This window comes from uncultured Tenacibaculum sp., from assembly GCF_947498805.1.
Taxonomy (GTDB): domain Bacteria; phylum Bacteroidota; class Bacteroidia; order Flavobacteriales; family Flavobacteriaceae; genus Polaribacter.
The window spans coordinates 76,572-98,188 of the sequence record NZ_CANMLT010000003.1 but is presented as its reverse complement, the minus strand read 5'-3'; the positions used below and the strand labels follow the sequence as shown (position 1 = coordinate 98,188).

Genomic DNA, 21,617 nt, shown 5'->3' with positions numbered 1-21,617 from the left:
ATGGGACTTTTATCAAAAAAAGACGCAGGATTAATTCAAGATCCATTAGCAGATAATAACCCAATTACCATTCAGGTATTAGGTATTTGTTCGGCATTAGCAATTACAGCAGAGCTTAAAGCTGCAGTTGTAATGGCAATATCTGTATTATTTGTTTTAGGAGCAGGAAATGTTGTTATTTCTTTAATGAGAAATATTATTCCTTCAAAAATTAGAATTATTGTTCAGTTAATTGTAGTAGCAACTTTAGTAATTATAGTTGATCAAGTGCTAAAAGCTTTTGCTTATGAATTGAGTAAAACATTAGGAGCTTTTATTGGACTTATTATTACAAACTGTATCATTATGGGACGTTTTGAAGCATTTGCTTTAGGAAACGGGCCATGGAGATCGTTCTTAGATGGAATTGGTAATGCTTTAGGATATGGAGTGATTTTAATAATTGTTGCATTTTTCAGAGAATTATTAGGATCAGGAACTTTATTTGGATATCCAGTTTTAGGAGATTCTGTTGAAAAAACAGGGTTGTACGCATTTGGATATGAAAATAATGGATTTATGATTATGCCTCCAATGGCATTAATCGTTGTAGGTATTATTATTTGGGTTCAACGTTCAAGAAATAAAGCATTAATCGAGGATTAAACTCTTTGTTAAACCTTAGTTATTTAAGGTTTAAAAGAGAAAAAATATAGAATATGGAATTATTAGAATTATTTTTCAAATCGATTTTTATAGATAACATGGTATTTGCTACGTTCTTAGGAATGTGTTCTTACCTTGCAATCTCTAAAAAAGTATCAACATCTGTTGGTATGGGAGCTGCTGTAATTTTTGTACTTGCAGTAACAGTACCTATCAACTGGTTGTTAGATCAATATATATTACAACCAGGAGCTTTATCTTGGTTAGGAGAGGAATATGCAGACTATGATTTAAGTTTCTTATCATTTATCATGTTTATTGCAACTATTGCAACAATGGTACAATTAGTAGAAATTATTGTAGAGAAATTTGCGCCAGCATTATATAACTCTTTAGGTATTTTCTTACCATTAATTGCTGTAAACTGTGCAATTTTAGGAGGTTCTTTATTTATGCAATCTCGTGAGATTCCTACGTTAAGTCAATCAGTTGTTTACGGTGTAGGTTCTGGTATCGGATGGTTTTTAGCAATTTTAACAATTGCTGCGATCCGTGAAAAGATTAGATATTCATCTGTGCCACCAGCATTAAGAGGACTTGGAATTACTTTTATCATTACAGGTTTAATGGCAATTGGATTTATGAGTTTCGGAGGAATGTTAACAGGAGGTGATGAAGAAAAGAAGGAAACTCCAAAAGAAGCTGTAGTTGAAGTTAAGAAGGAAGTAGAAGAGAAGGCAGAGGTAAAGGAGGAAGAGTTGAAAGAGGATGCTGAAAAATTAGCAGATAACACTAAAAAAATTACAGAATAATGATGTTTTTAGAAGTAAGTACTGGAGGTACAGTAGCTGTAACTGTAGTAGCATTCTTAGCAATTTTATTAGTTTTAGTAGGGTTGTTATTATTTGTAAAAGAGAAATTAGCACCGTCTGGTCCTGTAAAGATTACGATTAACGGTGATAAAACAATAGAAGTTGCTTCAGGGGGTACATTATTATCTACTTTAGGTAACGAAAAGATTTTCTTACCATCTGCATGTGGGGGTGGTGGATCTTGTGTACAATGTGAGTGTCATGTAAATGCTGGTGGAGGTGAAGCTTTACCAACAGAAACACCACACTTTACACGTAAAGAATTAGCTCATGGTATTCGTTTAGCATGTCAGGTTAAAGTAAAGCAAGACATGGATATTTCTATTCCAGAAGAAATTTTTGGAATTAAGAAATGGGAAGCAACGGTAGTACGTAACTATAACGTAGCATCTTTTATCAAGGAATTCGTTGTTGAGATTCCTGAAGATATGGATTACAAAGCTGGTGGATATATCCAGATTGAAATTCCTAAGTGTGAAGTAAAGTTCTCTGATATGGACATTACTGCACACCCAGAAGAGCACGAAACACCAGATAAATTCCAAGTAGAATGGGATAAATTTGGATTATGGCCTTTAGTAATGAAGAATGATGAGTTGGTAGAAAGAGCTTACTCTATGGCTTCTTACCCTGCAGAAGGACGTGAGATTATGTTAAACGTTCGTATTGCTACTCCACCATGGGATAGAGCTAAGAACGGTTGGATGGATGTAAATCCAGGTATCGCATCTTCTTATGTTTTCTCTAGAAAGCCAGGAGATAAAGTAACCATTTCAGGACCTTATGGAGAGTTCTTTATTAATGAATCTGAAGCTGAAATGTTGTATGTAGGTGGAGGAGCAGGTATGGCACCAATGCGTTCTCACTTATATCATTTATTCAAAACCTTAAGAACAGGAAGAAAGGTTTCTTATTGGTATGGAGGTCGTTCTAAGCGTGAATTATTCTATTTAGATCACTTCTGGGCATTAGAAAAAGAATTCCCGAACTTTAAATTCCACATTGCATTATCTGAACCATTGGAAGAAGATAACTGGAAAGTGAAAGAGAATTTAGAAGGAGAAGGAGACGGATTTGTTGGATTTGTTCATAATTGTGTTATTGAACAATTCTTAAGCAAACATGATTCACCAGAAGATATTGAATTGTATTTCTGTGGGCCACCGTTAATGAACAAAGCAGTACAAAAAATGGGTGAAGATTTTGGTATTCCAGATGAAAACATTCGTTTTGACGACTTTGGAGGATAAAAACAAAGTAACTATTATATTGAGAACCGAGCATTTTGCTCGGTTTTTTTTGTTTATAGAAATCTTTAAAGACAATTATTTAGTCGTTCGTAAGTCAATTTTAACCGTTCGGAAAGTATTTTGACGTAGTAAGCAGTAAAAGTATTTTTTTTGTTTTGAAGCTACTCCTATCAAAAGGGAATTAAAGTTAAGAGGGGTACATAATAGTAGGTTTTTAAAACAAAAAGTTATGAGTTGTAGTTGTCCAAAATGTCAATCAATGTTTATTAAAAGAATTAAGAGAAGTTTATTTCAAAAAATAGTTCTTTTTTATAAAAAGAGATTCAAATGTTATACTTGTAAAGAAGTGTTTTTTTATTAATACAGTGTGTTGTTAGGTCATCTAAATGTGATGTTGTTTTTAAGGGGAATAACAAAAAAATGAAGTTAGTAATGTTTAATGTATGTAGATTTGCTATCAGTAGATAATCGCTGGAATGCTTTGACGATTAAAAGTTTATTTTGATACTTGAAAAACAAAATAATTAAAGAAATAATTTGAATCAGTAAGGATATTAGTAGGTAATTAGTCATTTATATTGAAAAAATGCATAAATTTATTCTGCCTTAGAATGCGTATTTTTTATAATGAAGAAGATATTAGTATTATTACTGTTAATCAATTTTAAAGTTTTCTCTCAAACAGGACCTGGAGGGGTTGGAGCAAGAGATGGAAGTAGTTCACTTAGAGTATGGTTACGTGCTAATGATATCAATGCTGATGGAGATGAATCGAATAACCCAGGAATAGGTAGTGCTATTAGCGCATGGAATGATTACAGTGGTAACGGAAATAATTTTACCAACGGTTCAGCGGCGGGATCGCCCACGTATGCAAGTACACCTTTTGCTTCTGTTAATTTTAATGCATCTTTAGGTACGGCGCAGTTGTTATTCGCTACATCTGGTGGAACCTATACAGATGGTAGTGTTTTTTTTGCAATCAATCCTGTAAACAGTGGAAATAGTAATTCTTTATTTGATAATCCTTCATATTCGTTAAGAATAGAACAATGGTCTAATACAAATCGAATAGGGTTAACAAGATATGGAGTAGCAGATTATTCGTCGTCTTTAATACCTCAATTTAATAATAATACCATTGTTTCGTATCATAAAACAGGAGCTTCTAATAACATCACTATTTATTCTGATAATAATTCTGCAGTATTAAATATTGGGAGTTCTGCAGCAGGAATTCCGTATACGAGGATTGGACGAAATGTAAGTGGTTCAGATGAAGCTAGTGGAGATTTCTATGAAATAATTTTATATAACAGTAGATTGAATACAGCAGAACGAGTTATTGTAGAAAACTATTTAAGTGCAAAACTTGGAAGTATTGCTGTTTCTGATAATGTGTATAATGAAGACGAAAATGGAGATTTTGATTTCAAAGTAGCGGGAATTGGTCAAGCATCTGATGGTTCAAATCACTTAAACTCTCAAGGAACGGGTGTTATTAGTATAAGTTCTCCTACCGATGTTGCAAATAATGAATATTTGATTTGGGGAGAAAATGTAGAAAACTCCGATTATGATTTTACACAAGTAGGTAAACGATATAGAATTAGTACAGTTTGGAGAGCAAGTGAAAGAGGAGATGTTGGTGATGTAAGTTTCTCTTTAAGTCAATCTGATATAGATTTAACTGGGGTACCAACAGGTGTATTTAAACTAGTGAGGAGTACAGTGTCAGATTTCAGTACAATAGCTGAAGAGTATGATTTAACGCTTGCTGGAGGAACATATTCAGGGACCGTGGCTTTTAATGATAATGACTATTTTACTTTAATGGTAGTCCCTTCAGTAGATTTAAAATTAACTAAAACTGTAGATACTGCAATTCCTAAAGTAGGAGATGTGGTTACGTTTTCGTTGTCATTAACCAATAGTGGACCGCAAAGTGCTACGGGTGTTCAGGTGAGAGATTTATTACCTTCTGGATTAACCTATGATGCAGGAAGCTCTACGATAGGATCAGGAACATATAATGCTGTTTCTGGTTTGTGGGATTTAAGCGGAGTTACGATTACAAGCGGACAAACAATTACAGTACAAATTGCTGCAACGGTTGATTCAGCTGGAACTGTTACTAATACCAGTGAAGTTATCAATGTTGATCAAGAAGATGTAGATTCTGATTCCGTAGAATAAAAGAGACTTTTTATACACAGATAATGGTTGTACCTTTGCAACAAATTATTCTGAATGATTACGTTTCAAGATTTAGATTTATCCAATCCATTAAGAAATGCCATTGAAGATTTAGGCTTCACTGCTCCAACACCAATTCAAGAAGAAGCTTTTCCTAAAGTGCGTTCTGGAAATGATGTTGTGGGAATAGCGCAAACAGGTACAGGAAAGACTTTTGCCTATGTGTTACCTATTTTAAGAGATCTCAAATTTTCAAAGCAAGAAAACCCAAGAGTACTAATACTAGTTCCTACAAGGGAATTAGTAGTTCAAGTGGTTGAAGAGATTGAAAAATTAGCAAAATACATGACGCTTCGTGTTTTAGGAGTGTATGGAGGAGTGAATTTAAATCGTCATAAAGAAGCGGTAGCACAAGGATGTGATGTTATTGTAGCTACACCTGGGCGTTTGTATGATTTAGCTGTAAGTAGAGTGTTGAAATTAAAATCAATTCAAAAATTGGTAATTGATGAAGTAGATGTAATGCTCGATTTAGGTTTTCGTTTCCAGATTTTAAATATCTTCGATTTACTTCCTGAAAGAAGGCAAAACGTAATGTTTTCTGCTACAATGACTGAAGATGTAGAAGCATTAATCGATGATTATTTTATTGCGCCAAAGAAAATAGCCATAGCTGTTAGTGGTACACCTTTAGATAATATCGAACAAAGCACTTACAATGTGCCTAATTTTTACACAAAAATTAACTTGTTAAATGAGCTACTGTTTGACAAACAGGAGTTTCATAAAGTACTTGTTTTTGCTCCTAATAAAAGGAATGCTGATCGAATTTTTAATTTGTTAGAAGAGGAGTTTCCAGGTCAAAACTGTGTAATTCACTCAAATAAGACGCAGAACTATCGTTTACGATCTATTGAAGAATTTAATAAAGGAAATCATCGAATTTTAATAGCAACAGATGTAATTGCACGTGGTCTTGATTTAGTTGAAATTTCGCACGTAATTAATTTTAACCCTACTCAGTATCCAGAAAACTACATGCATAGAATAGGGCGTACGGGAAGGGCTTCTCATAAAGGAAAATCAATTTTATTTGCAACCGAGAAAGAACAGGAGGCAAAAAAAGAGATTGAGGAATTAATGAATTATGAAATTCCGTTAGTTTCAATTCCTGAGCAAGTTGAAATTTCAAATCAGTTAACAGAAGAAGAACGTCCTAGAGAAGATAAATCACAGTCTGCCAATCGTACTTCACAAGAATATGTCCCTGGACCTGCTTTTCACGAGAAAAAAGAAAAGAATAAGAAAGTAAATCTTGGAGGTTCTTATAGAAGAGAAATAGCTAAGAAATACAAAAAACCAAAGACTAGAGGACAAAAAAACACTAGTAAAAAGAATAGAAAACGTAAATAATGAGAGCACTTACCGAACAAGAATTACATAACCTAGGTATGAATATCATAGGTAAGAAGCTCGAAGAAAAAGGATACGAATTTGTAGCTATAAATAGCAAGTTAAAAAGTCATCCTCAATTTGTACTATTTAAAAAAGGAGAGCCTACGATTTTTGTGCTTGTCAAGGTTTCTAATAATATTCAAAATCCAGATACCTATGATGTTTTATGGATGGAAACATTTAAAGAGCATGCAAAAAAGCAAAATGCCAAAGTTTGGTTTGCTGGTGTAGGTATTGCCAATGCTGAGAGTGTTGAGTTACCTGTTTTTAAAGATCAACCTTATTATGTAGCTTTTAGCGATTTTACCACTATTTTGTAAATAACTGTTTATCAATGTGTTGTATTTCACGTAGCAGAGTCTACCAATTATACATGTTTTTCTGCCATTTATACATAAGCCTTTGAAAAACAAGGAAAAACCCTGACTAAGATGTATATTTGCGTAGGGGAAATTTTAAATATATACACATGAAAAAAAAGTTACTTAAGGGGATTCAAGACTTTTTTAAGAACATCTTAGCGAAATTATCGGAATTTGGAAAAGGGGCCAGTTACGCTATCAATCACTAAGATCTACAAGAAAATAAGTTTTGAAAAAAAACACCAGCATTTAAGAAAATGCTGGTGTTTTTTTTATAGTAAAATGTTATATGTAATTTCTATCTAATTTATGAATTATTTACTTGTTGCTGTTCCGTAGCTTTGCGCTCCAACTCAGCTTGAAATTCTTCCATAACTGGTTTAACAGTACTTTCAGGTAAATCTACAATTTTAATATACATTAAACCATCTATCGCATTATTAAACTTAGGATCTACATTAAAAGAAATAATACGAGCGTTTTGTTTAATATACTTTTTGATTAAAACAGGAATTCGTAATGCCCCCGGTTCAAGTTCGTCGATTACCTTATCAAATTTATTCATGTCAGATTGCGTAGAATCAAAAATGAAATCTTTATCTGCATCATTTAAACGAACTTTAAATTCTTTCTTAGGATGTATGTATTGCGCTAAATAAGGATCGTAATAGTGAGATTTCATAAACTCAATCATTAAAGATTTAGAAAACTCAGAAAATTGATTACTAATACTTACTCCTCCCATTAAGTATTTATGTTCTGGATAACGTAAAGTAACATGAACAATACCTTTCCATAAAAGGAATAAAGGCATCGGTTTTTGTTGATATTGTTTGATAATAAAAGCACGCCCCATTTCGATGGTTTTTTCCATCATACTATGAAGTTCAGGTTCTACTCTAAATAAAGTTTGAACATAAAAACCATTAATGCCATATTTCTTGTAAATCTCTTTACCTAATCCCATTCTATAAGCACCAGCGACACATTTCTTCTGATTATCCCATAAAAATTTATGATAATAATATTTGTCGTACTTGTCTAAGTCAATAGGTTTATTGGTTCCTTCTCCCACTTCTCTAAAGGTAATTTCACGTAAACGACCTATTTCGTGTAGAATGTTAGGAATATCTTTTGCATGAGCAAAAAAGACCTCGTAATTTTTACTTTGTAACAACCTTGCACCAGAATCACGTAGTTTATCAACTTCTTTAGAAAACAATTCTGGATTTCTTTGAGAAGTTATCTTCTTTGCTTTTTTAGGAATTTTTAAATTCTGGGTAGATAATATTTTTTGTGGCGTTTTTTCAAATGGGTTCGCCAACATGTATGTTTTCTTTCTTAAGAAATGATAAAAATCCGGTATTTCAGCATAATTGTCTTGATCTTTAACTGAAATAGGTTTTCCTATCCTAACCTTGATAACCCTACTTTTTTGAGAAAGTAATTCAGAAGGTAATTTAGCTGTACGAAGTGTATCACTAATTTTTGATAAGAAATAAAATAATTTACTGTTTTTAGCATGGAAATAGATTGGAATAACCGGAACTTTTGCTTTTTTAATCAAACGAACAGCACCTTCTTCCCATTCTTTATCTACCATTAACTTTCCATCACGATAGGTAGAAACTTCACCAGCAGGAAAAATACCTAAAGGTTTTCCCTCGCGTAAATGCAATAAAGCATTTTTAATTCCTGTAACACTTGATTTAGCATCCTTATGGTTTTCAAAAGGATTCACTGGCATTACATATGGCTTTAGTGGCTCTATTCTATGCAACAAAAAGTTAGCAATAATCTTATAGTCTGCCCTATGTTCCACCAATAGTTTTAACAATAAAATACCATCAATTCCACCTAAGGGGTGATTTGAAATGGTAATAAAAGGTCCTTCTTTTGGAATACGCTTAAGGTCTTCTTCAGGAATTTCAAACTCAATTTGAAACTCCTCCAGCAATCCATTTAAGAAAGGTAAATCCTTCTTATGCTTGTGTTTATTATATATTTTATTGGCAGTGGAAATTCGCAAAATCTTCATTAGAAGCCATCCAGAAAACGTTCCAAACGCTCCAAATTTATCGACTCCAATAGCTTTTGCTATTTCCTTAGGTGTTACTAATCCCATTTAAAGATATCAATTAGACGTAACTGCAAATATAACGGAAATTTGTGAGCTTTAATAGCTTTTATTCTATGACCAACTGTGCGGTTTCTGTATTAATTTGACGAATAATCGATTTTCCCCTTTTCTGTATTGCCTTTATAGCTGAATCATTAAAATGACGAATTGTGTAAAGCGTGACATTTTTATATGACTTAATATTGAAATCGGTTTGTAACTCATTTAAGAAAGCATCAAACCTATCGTATTTATCTTCAATACAAACGGAGAAACTAATAGCCGAATTTTGAATAAGATTAACCTTTAATTTATATTCATGTAATTTCTTAAAAACATCACTAATATTATGTTCTACCATAAAAGAAAAATCCTTTGCAGAAATTGAAACTAAAATCTGATTTTTCTTTACAATAAAACAAGGTATTTCTGGAGTAATTTTCTTTCCTCGTCCGACACAAGTACCCTTTTTATGAACATCGTCAAAAGAACGAACAAAAAGAGGTATGTTTTTTTGTTCTAAAGGTTGTATTGTCTTAGGGTGTATTACAGATGCACCATAGAAAGCCATTTCAATAGCTTCTGTATACGATATTTCCTCTAATAATTCTGTTTCAGTAAACACTCTAGGATCGGCATTTAAAACACCATCAACATCTTTCCAAATAGTTACACTCGCTGCATCTAAACAGTAAGCAAAAATACCAGCGGTAAAATCAGATCCTTCTCTTCCTAGAGTAGTGGTTTCAGAGTCTGAACTTCCTAAGAAGCCCTGTGTAATATTAAGTTGAGAGGTATTTACATTTTCTTGAATTAAGTTTTGGGTAAGTTTCCAGTTTATTTTTGCTCCTCTATAATTAGTATCTGTTTTTATAAATTCCCTTACATCTAACCATTGGTTATGAATTCCAATTTCAGAAAGATAAGCACTTACAATAGTTGTAGATAATAATTCACCGAAACCGACCATTTGATCGTATACATAGTTGTAGTCGTTCGAAGTGTTTTGAGCCATAAACCCACTCAATTCACCCAATAACAAATTTACTTTATGATAAATTTCATGCTCTGAGTTAAATAAACCATTCATCATATCTTGATGAAAGTTTTCAACAAAACCTAAAGCATCTTTTAAGTCATCTTTCTTATAGAAATAACTGTTTACAATATGTTCAAATGCGTTGGTCATTTTGCCCATGGCAGAAATAACAACTAATACATTTTCAGTACCCTCATGCTGCAATACACGAGCTACATTTTTTACTCCATTAGGATCTTTGACAGAGGCTCCTCCGAACTTAAATATTCTCATTGCAAAATCTTGATAAGTTTTCTTCATTCATATGGCAAACTCTCCATTCATCATAAACAGTTGCGCCAGTGCTTCTATAAAAATTAACTGCGTTTACATTCCAATCTAACACTTCCCAAGCCACTCTTTTAAAGTTATTATCGTAAGCGTGTTGTAAAACGGAAGCATACAAAGCTTTTCCAGCTCCGATACCTCTTTTAGATTTTGTAACCATTAAGTCTTCTAAATGAATAGTTTTACCTTTCCATGTAGAATATCTTTCATAAAATAAAGCCATTCCAACAATAGTTCCATTGGTTTCTTCGGCAACAAAAGTTTTAAACTTTGGGTTTTCAGAAAAACCATCTTGCACCAAATCATCAACAGTAACTTTAACGGCGTCTGGCTCTTTTTCAAAAACAGCTAGTTCCACAATTAAACTATGAATGGCTTTAGCATCTTTTGGCTCACCTTTTCGAATGATAAAACTCATAATTTCTAAATTTTGTGTAAAGATACTTTATAAAATGCCTCAATAAAACAAATGAAAAATTAAAACATATCAATTTTTTTTGTTGAAAATTTTAAGTTTTAAACAATCGAAATCGTTGTAGTTCCGCAAAAAAGTTGGCATCTTTGTACACAACACAAAAATTTGACATGAACAACAAACATACTACCCTTGGAGAGTTTATTATTGGTAATCAAAAAGACTTTAAATATTCTTCAGGAGAACTATCTCGTTTAATTAATTCCATTCGTTTAGCAGCTAAAGTAGTAAACCACGAAATTAGAAAAGCAGGTTTAGTTGATATTACTGGAGCGGCAGGTGATATAAATGTTCAAGGTGAGGCACAACAGAAATTAGATGTTTTAGCAAATGATTTGTTTAAGCAAACCTTAATTAACCGTGAAATTGTTTGTGGAATAGCAAGTGAGGAAGAGGATGATTTTGTAGTGGTTGAAGGAAAAAATAAAACCAACGATAATAAGTACGTTTTATTGATGGACCCTTTAGATGGTTCTTCTAATATAGATGTAAACGTATCTGTTGGAACAATTTTCTCTATTTATAGAAGAGTATCTCCTGTAGGAACTCCAGTTACTAAGGAAGACTTTTTACAAAAAGGAAGTGAGCAAGTTGCTGCAGGGTATGTAGCCTATGGTACTTCAACAATGTTAGTGTTTACAACAGGAAATGGAGTAAATGGATTTACCTTAAATCCAGCAATTGGAACGTTCTATTTATCTCATCCAAATATGCAGTATCCAGAAATTGGTAAGATATACTCTGTAAGTGAAGGGTACTTTACACATTTTCAAGAAGGAATGAAACGATTTTTAATTCACTGTAAAGAGTTAAATAAAGCAGATAACAGACCTTATACAGCGCGTTATATTGGTTCATTAGTTTCTGATTTCCATAGAAACATGATTAAAGGTGGGGTGTATATTTATCCAGCAACTGAGATTACTCCAAATGGAAAATTACGTTTATTATATGAATGTAATCCAATGGCTTTTATTTGTGAGCAAGCAGGAGGAAAGGCATCAGACGGTTTTACAAGAATCATGGATATTAAACCAACAGAGTTACACCAACGTGTACCTTTTTATTGTGGAAGTATACAATTGGTGGAAAAAGCAGAAGCCTTTATGAATGAGTTTTCTGCAGATCAAAAGCCAAAATATTAAAGAATAGTTATTCTCTATAACGAAATAAAATATGAATAAGGTAAACAGTTGTTTGCCTTATTTTTTTGGAGTAAATTTACACTTGTAAAAACGAAAAATTAATAAAATAAAAATCAAATAATTATGGCTTTTGAGTTACCAGAATTAGGATACGCTTACGACGCATTAGAACCAAATATAGACGCAAGAACTATGGAGATTCACCATAGCAAACACCATAATGGATATACAACTAAATTAAATGCAGCTATCGCTGGAACTGATTTAGAAGGAAAGTCTATCGAAGATATTTTAACAAACTTAGATATGAGCAACGGAGCTGTTCGTAACAATGGAGGTGGGTTTTATAACCACTCTTTATTTTGGACAGTAATGAACCCAGAAGATAGAGGATACTTGTCTGGAGAGTTAAAAGATGCTATTGAAGCTGAATTTGGATCTAAAGAAGCATTTATTGATGCATTCTCTAAAGCAGCTGCTACTCAGTTTGGATCTGGATGGGCATGGTTATGTGTTCACAAAGGAGGAAAAGTTGAAGTATGTTCTACTCCAAACCAAGATAACCCATTAATGCCAGGTGTTACTTGTGGAGGTACTCCAATTTTAGGATTAGATGTATGGGAGCATGCATATTACTTAAACTACCAAAACCGTCGTCCTGATTATATTGAAGCATTCTTCAAAGTAATTAACTGGAACGAAGTTGAAAGAAGATATGCAGAGGCTAAGTAATTAGCATTTACATAAAAATACAAAACCCGCATTTTGCGGGTTTTTATGTTTTTAAACTTTTTGTAATCGTAATCCCTGAACTCTTTGTTCGAAACTATCTTCATCTACAGGCAGTATTACACTGTCAAACAATTCTAATAATTCGTCAGAATGTTTTTCAGAAGTTAGTTGGCGTAAGTTGAAATACACAAAAGAACTCCATAAAACAGCTTTTAATTCTGTTTTGGCTTCATTCCACATTCGAATTTCAACCAATAGATTTTTACTTCCATATTTGATTAATTGAGAATCGATAGTAACGGTTTCCATTAATGTTGCTGGTTTTAAATAAGCAATTTGATGAGAACCTACAACCCAGCTTTTTCCATTGTTTTTTCCATGTGCGTAAATATCTAAATCGTAGTTTGCAATAAGCTGGTCTTCTCTTGCATTGATTAAATAATTAAAATAAGACCCATTATTTAAATGGTTAAAAGGATCACAGTCTTGAAATCTGATTTTTGTTTTACTTTCTAAGATTTTTGGTAGTTCCATAGTATAAAATTTATTTATATACCAATCGGTATATTTTGTATTAAAAAAATATTATTGTTCTAATTCTTGTTTTATAATGTGTTTCATGGTTTGTGCTAGATCGATAAGATAGCTATCGTCTTTCATTATATAAGACATATAAACAGCACCCTCTATCATATAAAAGAAACGTTTGGCGTACTGCTCGCTATCTGTGGTTGTTCTTATTTCTTTTGATTTTTTTCCCATTTCTATTAAAAAGGTAAACTGCTCTAATATTCTTGAATTATAAGAACGAACTAAATTGGCTATAGCAGTATTTTGATTGTTTGAATCTACACCAATATTTAAAATAGGACATCCTCCAAATTGCTGACTGTACTTATAATAAGACTTATAAAAGGTTGCTACGTTGTAGAGCATAGCTAAAGGAGTTGCTCCTTGATTTATATGTTGGTTTAAATCCTTTAAAACTTTCCTAACAGAAAAACGAAAGGCTTCAATAGCCAATTCTTCTTTGTTTTCAAAATGTCCGTAGATAGCACCTTTAGTCAAACCAGTTGCCTGAGTAATCTTAGATAAGCTCATAGCAGAGTACCCATTTTTATTAAAAATAGGAGCAACGGTTTCAATAATATGTGCCTTTGTTTTTTCTGATTTAGACATTTTAAGTTGTAAAGTAATTGAGTTTATCAGTTTGTTAGTTTAGTTAATTGTTGTGCTTCAAATGAATTATATTCTTTTGTGCGTAAGCAATGATATGTCCAGTATATTTTTTCGTTTTTGTTGTTTAAGGAATATGAACTGGCAATTTTAGAAGTAGCATAAACTAAATACTCTCTTCCTTTTTTAAACCAAGGATATCCACATGCTGAACTCTGGGAATGTGTATAGATTGTAATGATATCTGATTTGGTTTTTCCTTTAAACTTTTCAATAACCTTTAGTTCGATTTTAAGAAAGTCTTTCTGAGTATAAAAGTTTTCCTTTTTGTTATGTTTAATTTTTATAGAGTCAAGAGTTTCTTTGTCTACTATTTCAGTTAGAGAAACGGAAGTTTTGGATAAAACTTTTCCATGAACAATAGATTCGAGTAATTTCGATTCATAGGACTCTTTTGTGCTTTTCTCTTTTTTACAAGAACATGCATATAAGTTGTTGAGACCAAATAGAGTCATCAGGATAAGTAACAATAGTTTTTTCATGCTACAATTGTTCAATCTTTTGTAAATATAATGAAAATATACCAATTGGTATATTTTTAGTAGTTAAAAAAAGCTCCTTACTAAAAAAGGAGCTCTTGTTTTATAGGTTTAATGCTTGTTCTAAATCTTTGATTAAATCATCTATGTCTTCAATTCCGATACTTAAACGAATTAATGAATCTGTAATACCAATTTTTAAACGTTCTTCTTCTGGAATAGAGGCATGTGACATAGAAACGGGATGATTGGTTAAGCTCTCTACACCTCCTAATGATTCGGCTAAGGTGAAAACTTTTGTGTTTTCTAGAAACTTAAATGCAGCGATTTTACTTTCATCTTTTAACTTAAAAGAAACCATACCACCAAAATCATCCATTTGCTTTTTAGCAACTTCATGGTTTGGATGACTTTCAAATCCCGGAAAATAAACATGGGCTACTTTTGGATGATCGACCAAGAAATTAGCGACTGCTTTTCCGTTTTCACAATGACGTTGCATACGAACATGCAAGGTTTTAATTCCTCTTAATGCTAAAAAAGAATCCATTGGTCCGGCAATAGCACCTACTGCAAATTGAATAAAATGCAATTCTTTAGCAAGCTGAGCATCTTTTACGATTAAAGCACCCATTATTAAATCAGAATGACCTCCTAAATATTTAGTAGCCGAATGCATAATAATGTCAGCACCTAAGTCTAAAGGGCGCTGTAAATATGGAGTGGCAAACGTATTGTCAACAGCAACCAATATGTCAGGATTTATTGCTTTAACAGACGAAGAAATTTCTTCGATATCAGCAATTTTCATTAATGGATTCGTTGGTGTTTCCAACCAAATTAACTTAGTGTTTTCTGAAATGGCATCTGTAATATTAGCAACAACATCAGTATCAACATAGGTGAATTGTAAACCATATTTTTGAAACAATTGCGTAAACATACGGTAGGTGCCTCCGTAAATATCATCTCCGGTAATTACTTCATCTCCTGGTTGTAACAATCGTAGTATGGCATCAATAGCTGCCAAACCAGAAGCAAATGCAAAACCATGTGTTCCATTTTCTATAGATGCCAAAGCATTTTCTAAAGCAGTTCTTGTTGGGTTACTTCCTCTAGAGTAAGCATATCCTTTATGAGCTCCAGGACTAGCTTGTGCATAGGTAGATGTTTGGAAAATAGGAGGCATTACAGAGCCCGTAGCCTCCTCGTGTTTTTGTCCTCCGTGAATGGTTTTGGTGTTGAATTTCATCTGCCGTTTTATAATGATCTTATACTAACTTTACTAAAGCCATAACAATTCCAAGGTGAATTCCTTCATGTAAATTGTTAAAAGCAATGGCTCTTTCAATAGAAGTTAATTCGAACCCCATACTTGTCATATATGGTGTGTACTCATTAAAAATTCCTGCTTCAAAATCTTCTTTTAAAGTATCAGGTAATCCCATTAATAACTCTTTAACTTCTTCCCATTCCTCTTCTGTAAAATCTTCAGAAGGAGCAGTTCCTTTTCTGTATTTTTCAATTAAATCTTCAGGAACTAAACATTGATTTCCTGATAATTTATAATGTAGTAATTGTTGTGTAACAACTAAGTGAGCTACATTCCAAGCAATGTTATTTTTAAAACCTTCTGGAGTTATATGAAGTTGTTCTAAGGTTAAACCTTCTATTTTTTTAAGAACAATTTCTCTAGATTTTTTTAAAACCTCAAATTCTGTATTCATTTTCTGACTATTTTAGCGATATCAAATATACTTATTTAACATGAAGAAAGTTTATTTTTTACAAACCTGTGATACCTGCAGAAGAATCTTAAAAGAAGTGAATGTAGAAGGTTTTGAAAAACAAGAAATAAAGATGAATCCAATAACGGTTGCTCAATTAGAAGAGATGAGAGAGATGACCGATAGTTATGAAAGTTTGTTCAATAAAAGAGCGAAACTTTATCGAGAAATGGATTTAAAAAATCAGAATTTGACAGAAGCAGATTTTAAACAATATATACTCGATGAATATACCTTCTTAAAAAGACCTGTTTTTATTGTAGAAGATGAAATATTTATAGGAAATAGTAAAAAGGTAGTAGAGAGTCTAAAGGAAAGGATACAATAAAAAAAAGCAGAAGTTCAACTTCTGCTTTTTTTTATACTTTTAACTAAAGATTTAATCACTAGTTTTAGATGAAATAATATCTGCAAGCTCATCTTTGGTTAGTTTTGTTTTAATACCTAATAAAACAAATTTGTCTCCATCACCACTTGCTCTGACTATAATTTCTCTAACAAAGTCATCTTTTTCAATAAATAAGATTTCGGCTTTACTTCCTTTTTCTTTGGCTCTAACTAAAGTTTTAAGGTTGTTTTTTCTTGAGAATTTTTTGAAATCTCTCGCAATATCATCATCTTCATTATCAAAGATCATTAATTTAAAATCACTTGACTTTTTAATTAAATTTTTAATCTCTGCATCGTCTTCATCATCAAAGAATTTACCAGCAAAAGAGCTAGATAAATTTATTGAGAAAGTAGTTTTGTCTTTGTTGGCTTTGTAAAAGCTTTTGAATTTGGTTTCTTGTGCGCTAACGTTTAAAAGGAATAAGCAAAAAATAGCTGTTATAAATCGTTTCATAATATTTGGTTTTGAAAGGAAGACGACTCGCTATAGATTTTGTTACAAACAAAAAAAGTCTCAACAAATATTGTTAAGACTTTTAAGTTGGCCTACTAGGACTCGAACCTAGAATATCGGTACCAAAAACCGGTGTGTTACCATTACACCATAGGCCAATGTTTATAATGCAAATATAAAAACAAAGTTTTATATTTAAAAAAACAATAAACAGTTTTTATGAAAAAATCCCTACGAAACTCGTAAGGATTAGTTGGCCTACAAGGACTCGAACCTTGAATATCGGTACCAAAAACCGGTGTGTTACCATTACACCATAGGCCAATTGCTTATTGCGGGTGCAAATATAGAGCTATTTTTTGTTTCAACAAACTTTTTTTATTTTTTTTCATTTAACACAACTTTATACGGTTTCAACCCAGTTTAAGAGATTCAAAATTATATTTTTGTTATCAATTAAAAATCGAGTGTATTTAATACTTTCGTAAATTATTTTAGATCAAAGACTATGAACAATTTTAGCTATAAGAAGTGGAATACCATTTTAGGATGGGTTTCATTTGCAATTGCATTAATCACTTATACTTTAACACTAGAACCAACGGTGAGTTCTTGGGACTGTGGAGAATATATTTCTACGGCAGTGAAGTTAGAGGTAGGGCATCCACCAGGAGCACCATTATTTCAGATGTTAGGAGCCTTTTTTGCAATGTTCACAAATGATCCTTCTCAGTTTGCTAAAATGGTCAACTTTATGTCGGCTTTAGCTAGTGCTTTTACCATTTTATTTATGTTTTGGAGTATTACCAACTTGGCTAAGAAAATGGCAGTTAAAAACGGTAAGTTTAGTACTGGAGAACAAATAGCTGTATTAGGAAGTGGGTTAGTTGGTGCTTTAGCGTATACCTTTTCAGATAGTTTTTGGTTTAGTGCTGTAGAAGGTGAAGTATATGCGATGTCTTCGTTTTTAATGGCTTTATTATTCTGGTTAGGATTAAAATGGGAGAGTGAAATTCATACACCACGCGGAAACAAATGGTTAGTGTTGATCAGTTTCGTAGTAGGATTATCATTTGGAGTACATATTTTATCATTATTGGTAATTCCTTCAATTGTAATGTTGTATTTCTTCAAAACCTACAAAGAAATCACTTTAAAAACAACAGCAATTGCTACTGTAGTATCTATTTTAGTATTGGCAGGAGTCTTTAAATTTTTATTCCCTTTTACATTAAAGTTTTTTAGTGTTGCCGAATTATTTTTTATCAATTCAATAGGGCTACCTTATAATTCAGGAACCATTATCGCAGGAATCATTTTAATTGGATTGTTCTACTATGGTTTAAATTATACTAGAAAAAAGAAGTACATAGCGGCTAATACTTTAGTGCTGTCAGTGTTGTTTATAATGATTGGTTTTTCATCTTGGTTAATGTTGCCAATTCGTGCAAATGCCGATACTGTAATTAATGAAAATAATCCGTCGAGTGCGCGTGAGTTATTAGCCTATTATAACCGTGAGCAATATGGAGATGCCAATGTGTTTTATGATAAGTATTATTCATTTGCTTATGATAGAGAACAGGATGCTTCGAATCCATACAAGGATGATAAGCCAAAATATGAAAAGAGAAATGGGAAGTACGAAATTGTAAATAATTATAAGAACGTATTACCAAATTGGTCGAGCAAGCACAAAGGATTTATACCAAGAATGGTAGATCCAGGAGCGCAAGAATACTATAAGCAAATAGCGGGTATTCCTGCTCGTAGTAAACGTAGACCTACATTTTTAGAGAACATGAAATTCATGATTGACTATCAGTTTGGATACATGTATGGTCGTTATTTTATGTGGAATTTTGTAGGAAGGCAAAATGATATTCAAGGACATTTAGATTATGAAAATGGAAATTGGTTAAGTGGAGTTAATTTAATTGATGAAGCTCGTTTAGGACCGCAATCTAATTTGCCAGATGAAATTAAAAACAATAAAGGAAGAAACAAATACTACTTTTTACCTTTAATTTTAGGAGTTATTGGATTATTGTATCATGCTAAGAAAGACCAAAGGAATTTATATGTATTAGGATTGTTCTTTGTATTCACTGGTTTTGCAATTATCTTTTATACCAACCCGAAACCTTTTGAACCTAGAGAACGTGATTATGCGGTAGTAGGGTCGTTCTATGTATTTGCAATGTGGATTGGTTTTGGAGTGTTAGCATTATACGATTATTTAAAATCGTATGCCTCAAAGAAAACCATTGCTATGGCAGTTTCAGTGGTTTCATTATTGGCAGTTCCGGTACTAATGGGATTCCAGAATTGGGATGATCATAATAGAGGTGATCGATATACGGCTCAATTAAATGCGCAGACATATTTAGAAAGTTGTGATCCGAATGCAATTATATTTACTATTGGTGATAATGATACCTTCCCACTTTGGTATATGCAACAAATGGAAGGAGTGCGTACAGATATTAAAATTGTAAACACAAGTTTATTTGCTACAGATTGGTATATAGATCAAATGAAAAAGAAAACTTATGAAGCTGATCCTATACCGTCTCGTTTAACACATGATCAATATAAATACGGTACATTGGATGTAGCATACTATTATCCTATTCCTCAATTAAAGGATTCAATTTTACCAATTAGCGATTTTATGCGTTGGATAGAAAGTGATAATGATGCAACTTATTTAAGTGCTGGAGAAGATTCTAAAGAGAAGTTTTATCCTACGAATAGAATACGAATTCCAGTAAATAAGAAAAATGCAATTGAATCTGGAATAGTAGCCCTAAAAGATGCAGATAAGATTTTAGATTATATTGACATTGAAGTAGGAGAGGTACTACCTAAGAATAGAATTTTAATGTTAGATATCTTAAATAATTTTGACTGGAAACGTCCAATTTACTTTACAGGAGGTTCTAATTCAGATGATGAATATATTTGGATGAAAGATTATTTACAGTTAGATGGAATGGCTTATAAATTGGTACCAATTAAGACTTCTAACAAAGGAAAATCTATGTTTGATATGGGACGTATCGATCCGGAGAAAATGTATGCTAATGTGAAGAAATGGGATTGGAAAACAATCAATAATGGAAAGATCTATTTAGATGAGCAAACAAAAAGAAATGCCATTTCATTACGTAATAACTTAATGCGTTTGTCTGAAGAGTTTTTAAAGAAAGGAGATTCTGTACAAGCGAAAGATGTATTGGATTTATCATTATATAAAATGCCAATTAAAGACTTCGATCATTACAGCATATCACTTGGGTATCCAGAACTATATTATCGTATAGGTGATATTGATAAAGCTCATGAAACAGCGGAAACATTGATAGATATTTTCCAACAGAGATTGATGTATCACAGTACATTTCCAAATGATCAGAAATATATAGTTAATGAAAATACAGCTACAACCTTGTATATGTATGAAAACATCATTCAACAGATTGTGAAGTATGAAGATAATGAAGATTATGGAAGAAAAATTGTAGGTGAATATTTAGCGATTAAAAAAGCATTTCCTCATTTAATATCAGAAGAAGAATTAGAGATGTTAAATGATCCACAATTATTAGATTCAGTAAAGCCTTAGTACATTGAGGTTTTATTTGATCAAAACACCACGTATTATAAAGAAGATATTCTTTAATTATACGTGGTGTTTTTCGTCTAAGCAGAAAGAAGTTTACTTAACTTTTGATGATGGTCCTACACCAGAAGTAACTTCATTTGTGTTAGATGTTCTAAAAAAGTATAATGCCAATGCTACCTTCTTTTGTATTGGAAAGAATATTGACAATCATCCAGAGTTATTTAAAAGAATTATGGATGAAGGGCATACAATAGGAAATCATACCCAAAACCATTTTAATGGGTGGAAACACTCGGTTGAGAATTATTTAATGAATGTTGAAACCTGTGAAAGAGCAATGCAGAAGTTTCGGGATACAACTTCTGAACAAAAAAGATTATTTAGACCGCCTTATGGAAAAATAAAAGCTTCTCAAGCTCGTGAATTGAAGCGTAAGGGATATGAAATAATTATGTGGGATGTACTTTCCGCAGATTTTGATACAAGAATATCTAAAGAGCAATGCTTAAAAAACGTATTTGAAAATGTGGAAAATGGAAGTGTAGTAGTATTTCACGATAGTGTAAAAGCAAGCGAAAGGTTGTGCTATGCTTTACCAAAAGTATTAGAAAAGCTATCGGAAAAAGGATTTAGTTTTAAGGCAATTTAAACGTATTGCTGCACTAAACCTATTAAAGTATTTGCATCTTGCTCACCTGTTTGACGCCACATCATCTCTCCATTTTTATAAATCATAAAAGTTGGATTTCCTTTTACACGAAGTGCCTCTGCAAGAATTTCATTCTTTTTTATGTCAATCTTGATAACCTTGGCTTTGTCACCTAAAGCAGCAGCAACATCGCGAAGAGTATCTAAACTAGGTTCAAATTCTTCCCAATCTGTGTAAAAATCGATTAGCACAGGTTTGTTGATACTTATGATTTCACCAAACTTTGTCATTTTTTGCATACGGATTTTAAGTAAAATGCCTAAAATTACTAATTTTTTTATTAAGACTATATGAAATTAAGGTTAAAAATGCTGAAA

The 21,617-nt window shown here is 32.4% G+C and carries 21 protein-coding genes and 2 tRNA genes; 11 read left to right on the top strand and 12 right to left on the bottom strand.

Annotation, left to right across the window (positions count from 1 at the left end; genetic code table 11):
* From Q0873_RS06140 to Q0873_RS06115, 6 genes are all read left to right on the top strand, one after another.
* On the top strand, positions 1-645 hold the full coding sequence (locus Q0873_RS06140) for an NADH:ubiquinone reductase (Na(+)-transporting) subunit D (protein WP_299105104.1): 645 nt from the start codon (positions 1-3) through the stop codon (positions 643-645).
* 53 nt (positions 646-698) lie between these two features.
* On the top strand, positions 699-1,457 hold the full coding sequence (gene nqrE / locus Q0873_RS06135; protein WP_299105102.1) for an NADH:ubiquinone reductase (Na(+)-transporting) subunit E: 759 nt from the start codon (positions 699-701) through the stop codon (positions 1,455-1,457).
* Positions 1,458-1,459: 2 nt separating this feature from the next.
* Complete coding sequence (gene nqrF / locus Q0873_RS06130) at positions 1,460-2,767, top strand: NADH:ubiquinone reductase (Na(+)-transporting) subunit F (RefSeq protein WP_299105940.1); 1,308 nt, start codon at positions 1,460-1,462, stop codon at positions 2,765-2,767.
* A 627-nt stretch (positions 2,768-3,394) separates the two neighbouring features.
* A complete protein-coding gene (locus Q0873_RS06125; RefSeq protein ID WP_299105101.1) occupies positions 3,395-4,963 on the top strand; it encodes a DUF11 domain-containing protein in 1,569 nt (522 codons plus the stop codon).
* A 57-nt stretch (positions 4,964-5,020) separates the two neighbouring features.
* A complete protein-coding gene (locus Q0873_RS06120; RefSeq protein ID WP_299105938.1) occupies positions 5,021-6,376 on the top strand; it encodes a DEAD/DEAH box helicase in 1,356 nt (451 codons plus the stop codon).
* Entirely contained in the window at positions 6,376-6,738 is a 363-nt protein-coding gene (locus Q0873_RS06115; RefSeq protein WP_299105100.1) for a Na(+)-translocating NADH-quinone reductase subunit F, read from the top strand. The genes Q0873_RS06120 and Q0873_RS06115 overlap by 1 nt, the downstream gene beginning before the upstream one ends.
* A 349-nt stretch (positions 6,739-7,087) precedes the next feature.
* Here the strand turns inward: Q0873_RS06115 and Q0873_RS06110 are convergent, their stop codons facing one another.
* The 3 genes from Q0873_RS06110 to Q0873_RS06100 all read right to left on the bottom strand — a co-directional run bounded on the left by Q0873_RS06110 (position 7,088) and on the right by Q0873_RS06100 (position 10,683).
* Positions 7,088-8,905 (bottom strand): GNAT family N-acyltransferase, encoded by a 1,818-nt coding sequence (locus Q0873_RS06110; RefSeq protein WP_299105099.1) that lies wholly within the window; start codon positions 8,903-8,905, stop codon positions 7,088-7,090.
* Positions 8,906-8,966: 61 nt separating this feature from the next.
* Positions 8,967-10,211, bottom strand: coding sequence for an aspartate kinase (locus Q0873_RS06105; RefSeq protein WP_299105098.1), 1,245 nt, complete (start codon positions 10,209-10,211; stop codon positions 8,967-8,969).
* Complete coding sequence (locus Q0873_RS06100; protein WP_299105097.1) at positions 10,198-10,683, bottom strand: GNAT family N-acetyltransferase; 486 nt, start codon at positions 10,681-10,683, stop codon at positions 10,198-10,200. The genes Q0873_RS06105 and Q0873_RS06100 overlap by 14 nt, the downstream gene beginning before the upstream one ends.
* 167 nt (positions 10,684-10,850) lie before the next feature.
* On the opposite strand from Q0873_RS06100, the gene fbp reads away from it, so the two are divergent.
* Together fbp and Q0873_RS06090 are read left to right on the top strand one after the other, a co-directional pair.
* Complete coding sequence (fbp, locus tag Q0873_RS06095) at positions 10,851-11,885, top strand: class 1 fructose-bisphosphatase (RefSeq protein ID WP_299105096.1); 1,035 nt, start codon at positions 10,851-10,853, stop codon at positions 11,883-11,885.
* A gap of 123 nt (positions 11,886-12,008) precedes the next feature.
* A complete protein-coding gene (locus Q0873_RS06090) occupies positions 12,009-12,617 on the top strand; it encodes a superoxide dismutase (protein WP_299105095.1) in 609 nt (202 codons plus the stop codon).
* Positions 12,618-12,668: 51 nt separating this feature from the next.
* Here Q0873_RS06090 and Q0873_RS06085 read toward each other — a convergent pair whose 3' ends face one another.
* The 5 genes from Q0873_RS06085 to Q0873_RS06065 form a co-directional block, all read right to left on the bottom strand.
* A complete protein-coding gene (locus tag Q0873_RS06085) occupies positions 12,669-13,151 on the bottom strand; it encodes an acyl-CoA thioesterase (protein WP_299105094.1) in 483 nt (160 codons plus the stop codon).
* 51 nt (positions 13,152-13,202) lie between these two features.
* On the bottom strand, positions 13,203-13,796 hold the full coding sequence (locus tag Q0873_RS06080; protein ID WP_299105093.1) for a TetR/AcrR family transcriptional regulator: 594 nt from the start codon (positions 13,794-13,796) through the stop codon (positions 13,203-13,205).
* Positions 13,797-13,822: 26 nt separating this feature from the next.
* Positions 13,823-14,335: a hypothetical protein gene (locus Q0873_RS06075; protein ID WP_299105092.1), complete on the bottom strand. Its 513-nt coding sequence runs from the start codon at positions 14,333-14,335 to the stop codon at positions 13,823-13,825.
* 100 nt (positions 14,336-14,435) lie between these two features.
* On the bottom strand, positions 14,436-15,584 hold the full coding sequence (locus Q0873_RS06070; protein WP_299105091.1) for a cystathionine gamma-synthase: 1,149 nt from the start codon (positions 15,582-15,584) through the stop codon (positions 14,436-14,438).
* A gap of 19 nt (positions 15,585-15,603) precedes the next feature.
* Positions 15,604-16,059 carry a DinB family protein gene (locus Q0873_RS06065; RefSeq protein ID WP_299105090.1) on the bottom strand — a complete coding sequence of 152 codons (456 nt, stop codon included), beginning with the start codon at positions 16,057-16,059 and terminating at the stop codon, positions 15,604-15,606.
* A 40-nt stretch (positions 16,060-16,099) separates the two neighbouring features.
* Between Q0873_RS06065 and Q0873_RS06060 the strand changes: the two genes are divergently transcribed.
* Complete coding sequence (locus Q0873_RS06060) at positions 16,100-16,447, top strand: ArsC/Spx/MgsR family protein (protein WP_299105089.1); 348 nt, start codon at positions 16,100-16,102, stop codon at positions 16,445-16,447.
* 51 nt (positions 16,448-16,498) lie between these two features.
* Here the strand turns inward: Q0873_RS06060 and Q0873_RS06055 are convergent, their stop codons facing one another.
* From Q0873_RS06055 to Q0873_RS06045, 3 genes are all read right to left on the bottom strand, one after another.
* On the bottom strand, positions 16,499-16,963 hold the full coding sequence (locus Q0873_RS06055; protein WP_299105087.1) for a DUF4252 domain-containing protein: 465 nt from the start codon (positions 16,961-16,963) through the stop codon (positions 16,499-16,501).
* An 87-nt stretch (positions 16,964-17,050) separates the two neighbouring features.
* A tRNA-Gln gene (locus Q0873_RS06050) sits at positions 17,051-17,121 on the bottom strand.
* A 95-nt stretch (positions 17,122-17,216) separates the two neighbouring features.
* A tRNA-Gln gene (locus Q0873_RS06045) sits at positions 17,217-17,287 on the bottom strand.
* A gap of 184 nt (positions 17,288-17,471) precedes the next feature.
* Here Q0873_RS06045 and Q0873_RS06040 point away from each other — a divergent pair.
* On the top strand, positions 17,472-20,591 hold the full coding sequence (locus tag Q0873_RS06040) for a DUF2723 domain-containing protein (RefSeq protein ID WP_299105086.1): 3,120 nt from the start codon (positions 17,472-17,474) through the stop codon (positions 20,589-20,591).
* Between the two features lie 4 nt (positions 20,592-20,595).
* On the top strand, positions 20,596-21,240 hold the full coding sequence (locus Q0873_RS06035) for a polysaccharide deacetylase family protein (RefSeq protein ID WP_299105085.1): 645 nt from the start codon (positions 20,596-20,598) through the stop codon (positions 21,238-21,240).
* On the opposite strand, the gene Q0873_RS06030 is transcribed toward Q0873_RS06035, so the two are convergent.
* Complete coding sequence (locus tag Q0873_RS06030) at positions 21,237-21,530, bottom strand: thioredoxin family protein (protein WP_299105084.1); 294 nt, start codon at positions 21,528-21,530, stop codon at positions 21,237-21,239. The genes Q0873_RS06035 and Q0873_RS06030 overlap by 4 nt on opposite strands.
* Positions 21,531-21,617 lie beyond the last annotated feature (87 nt).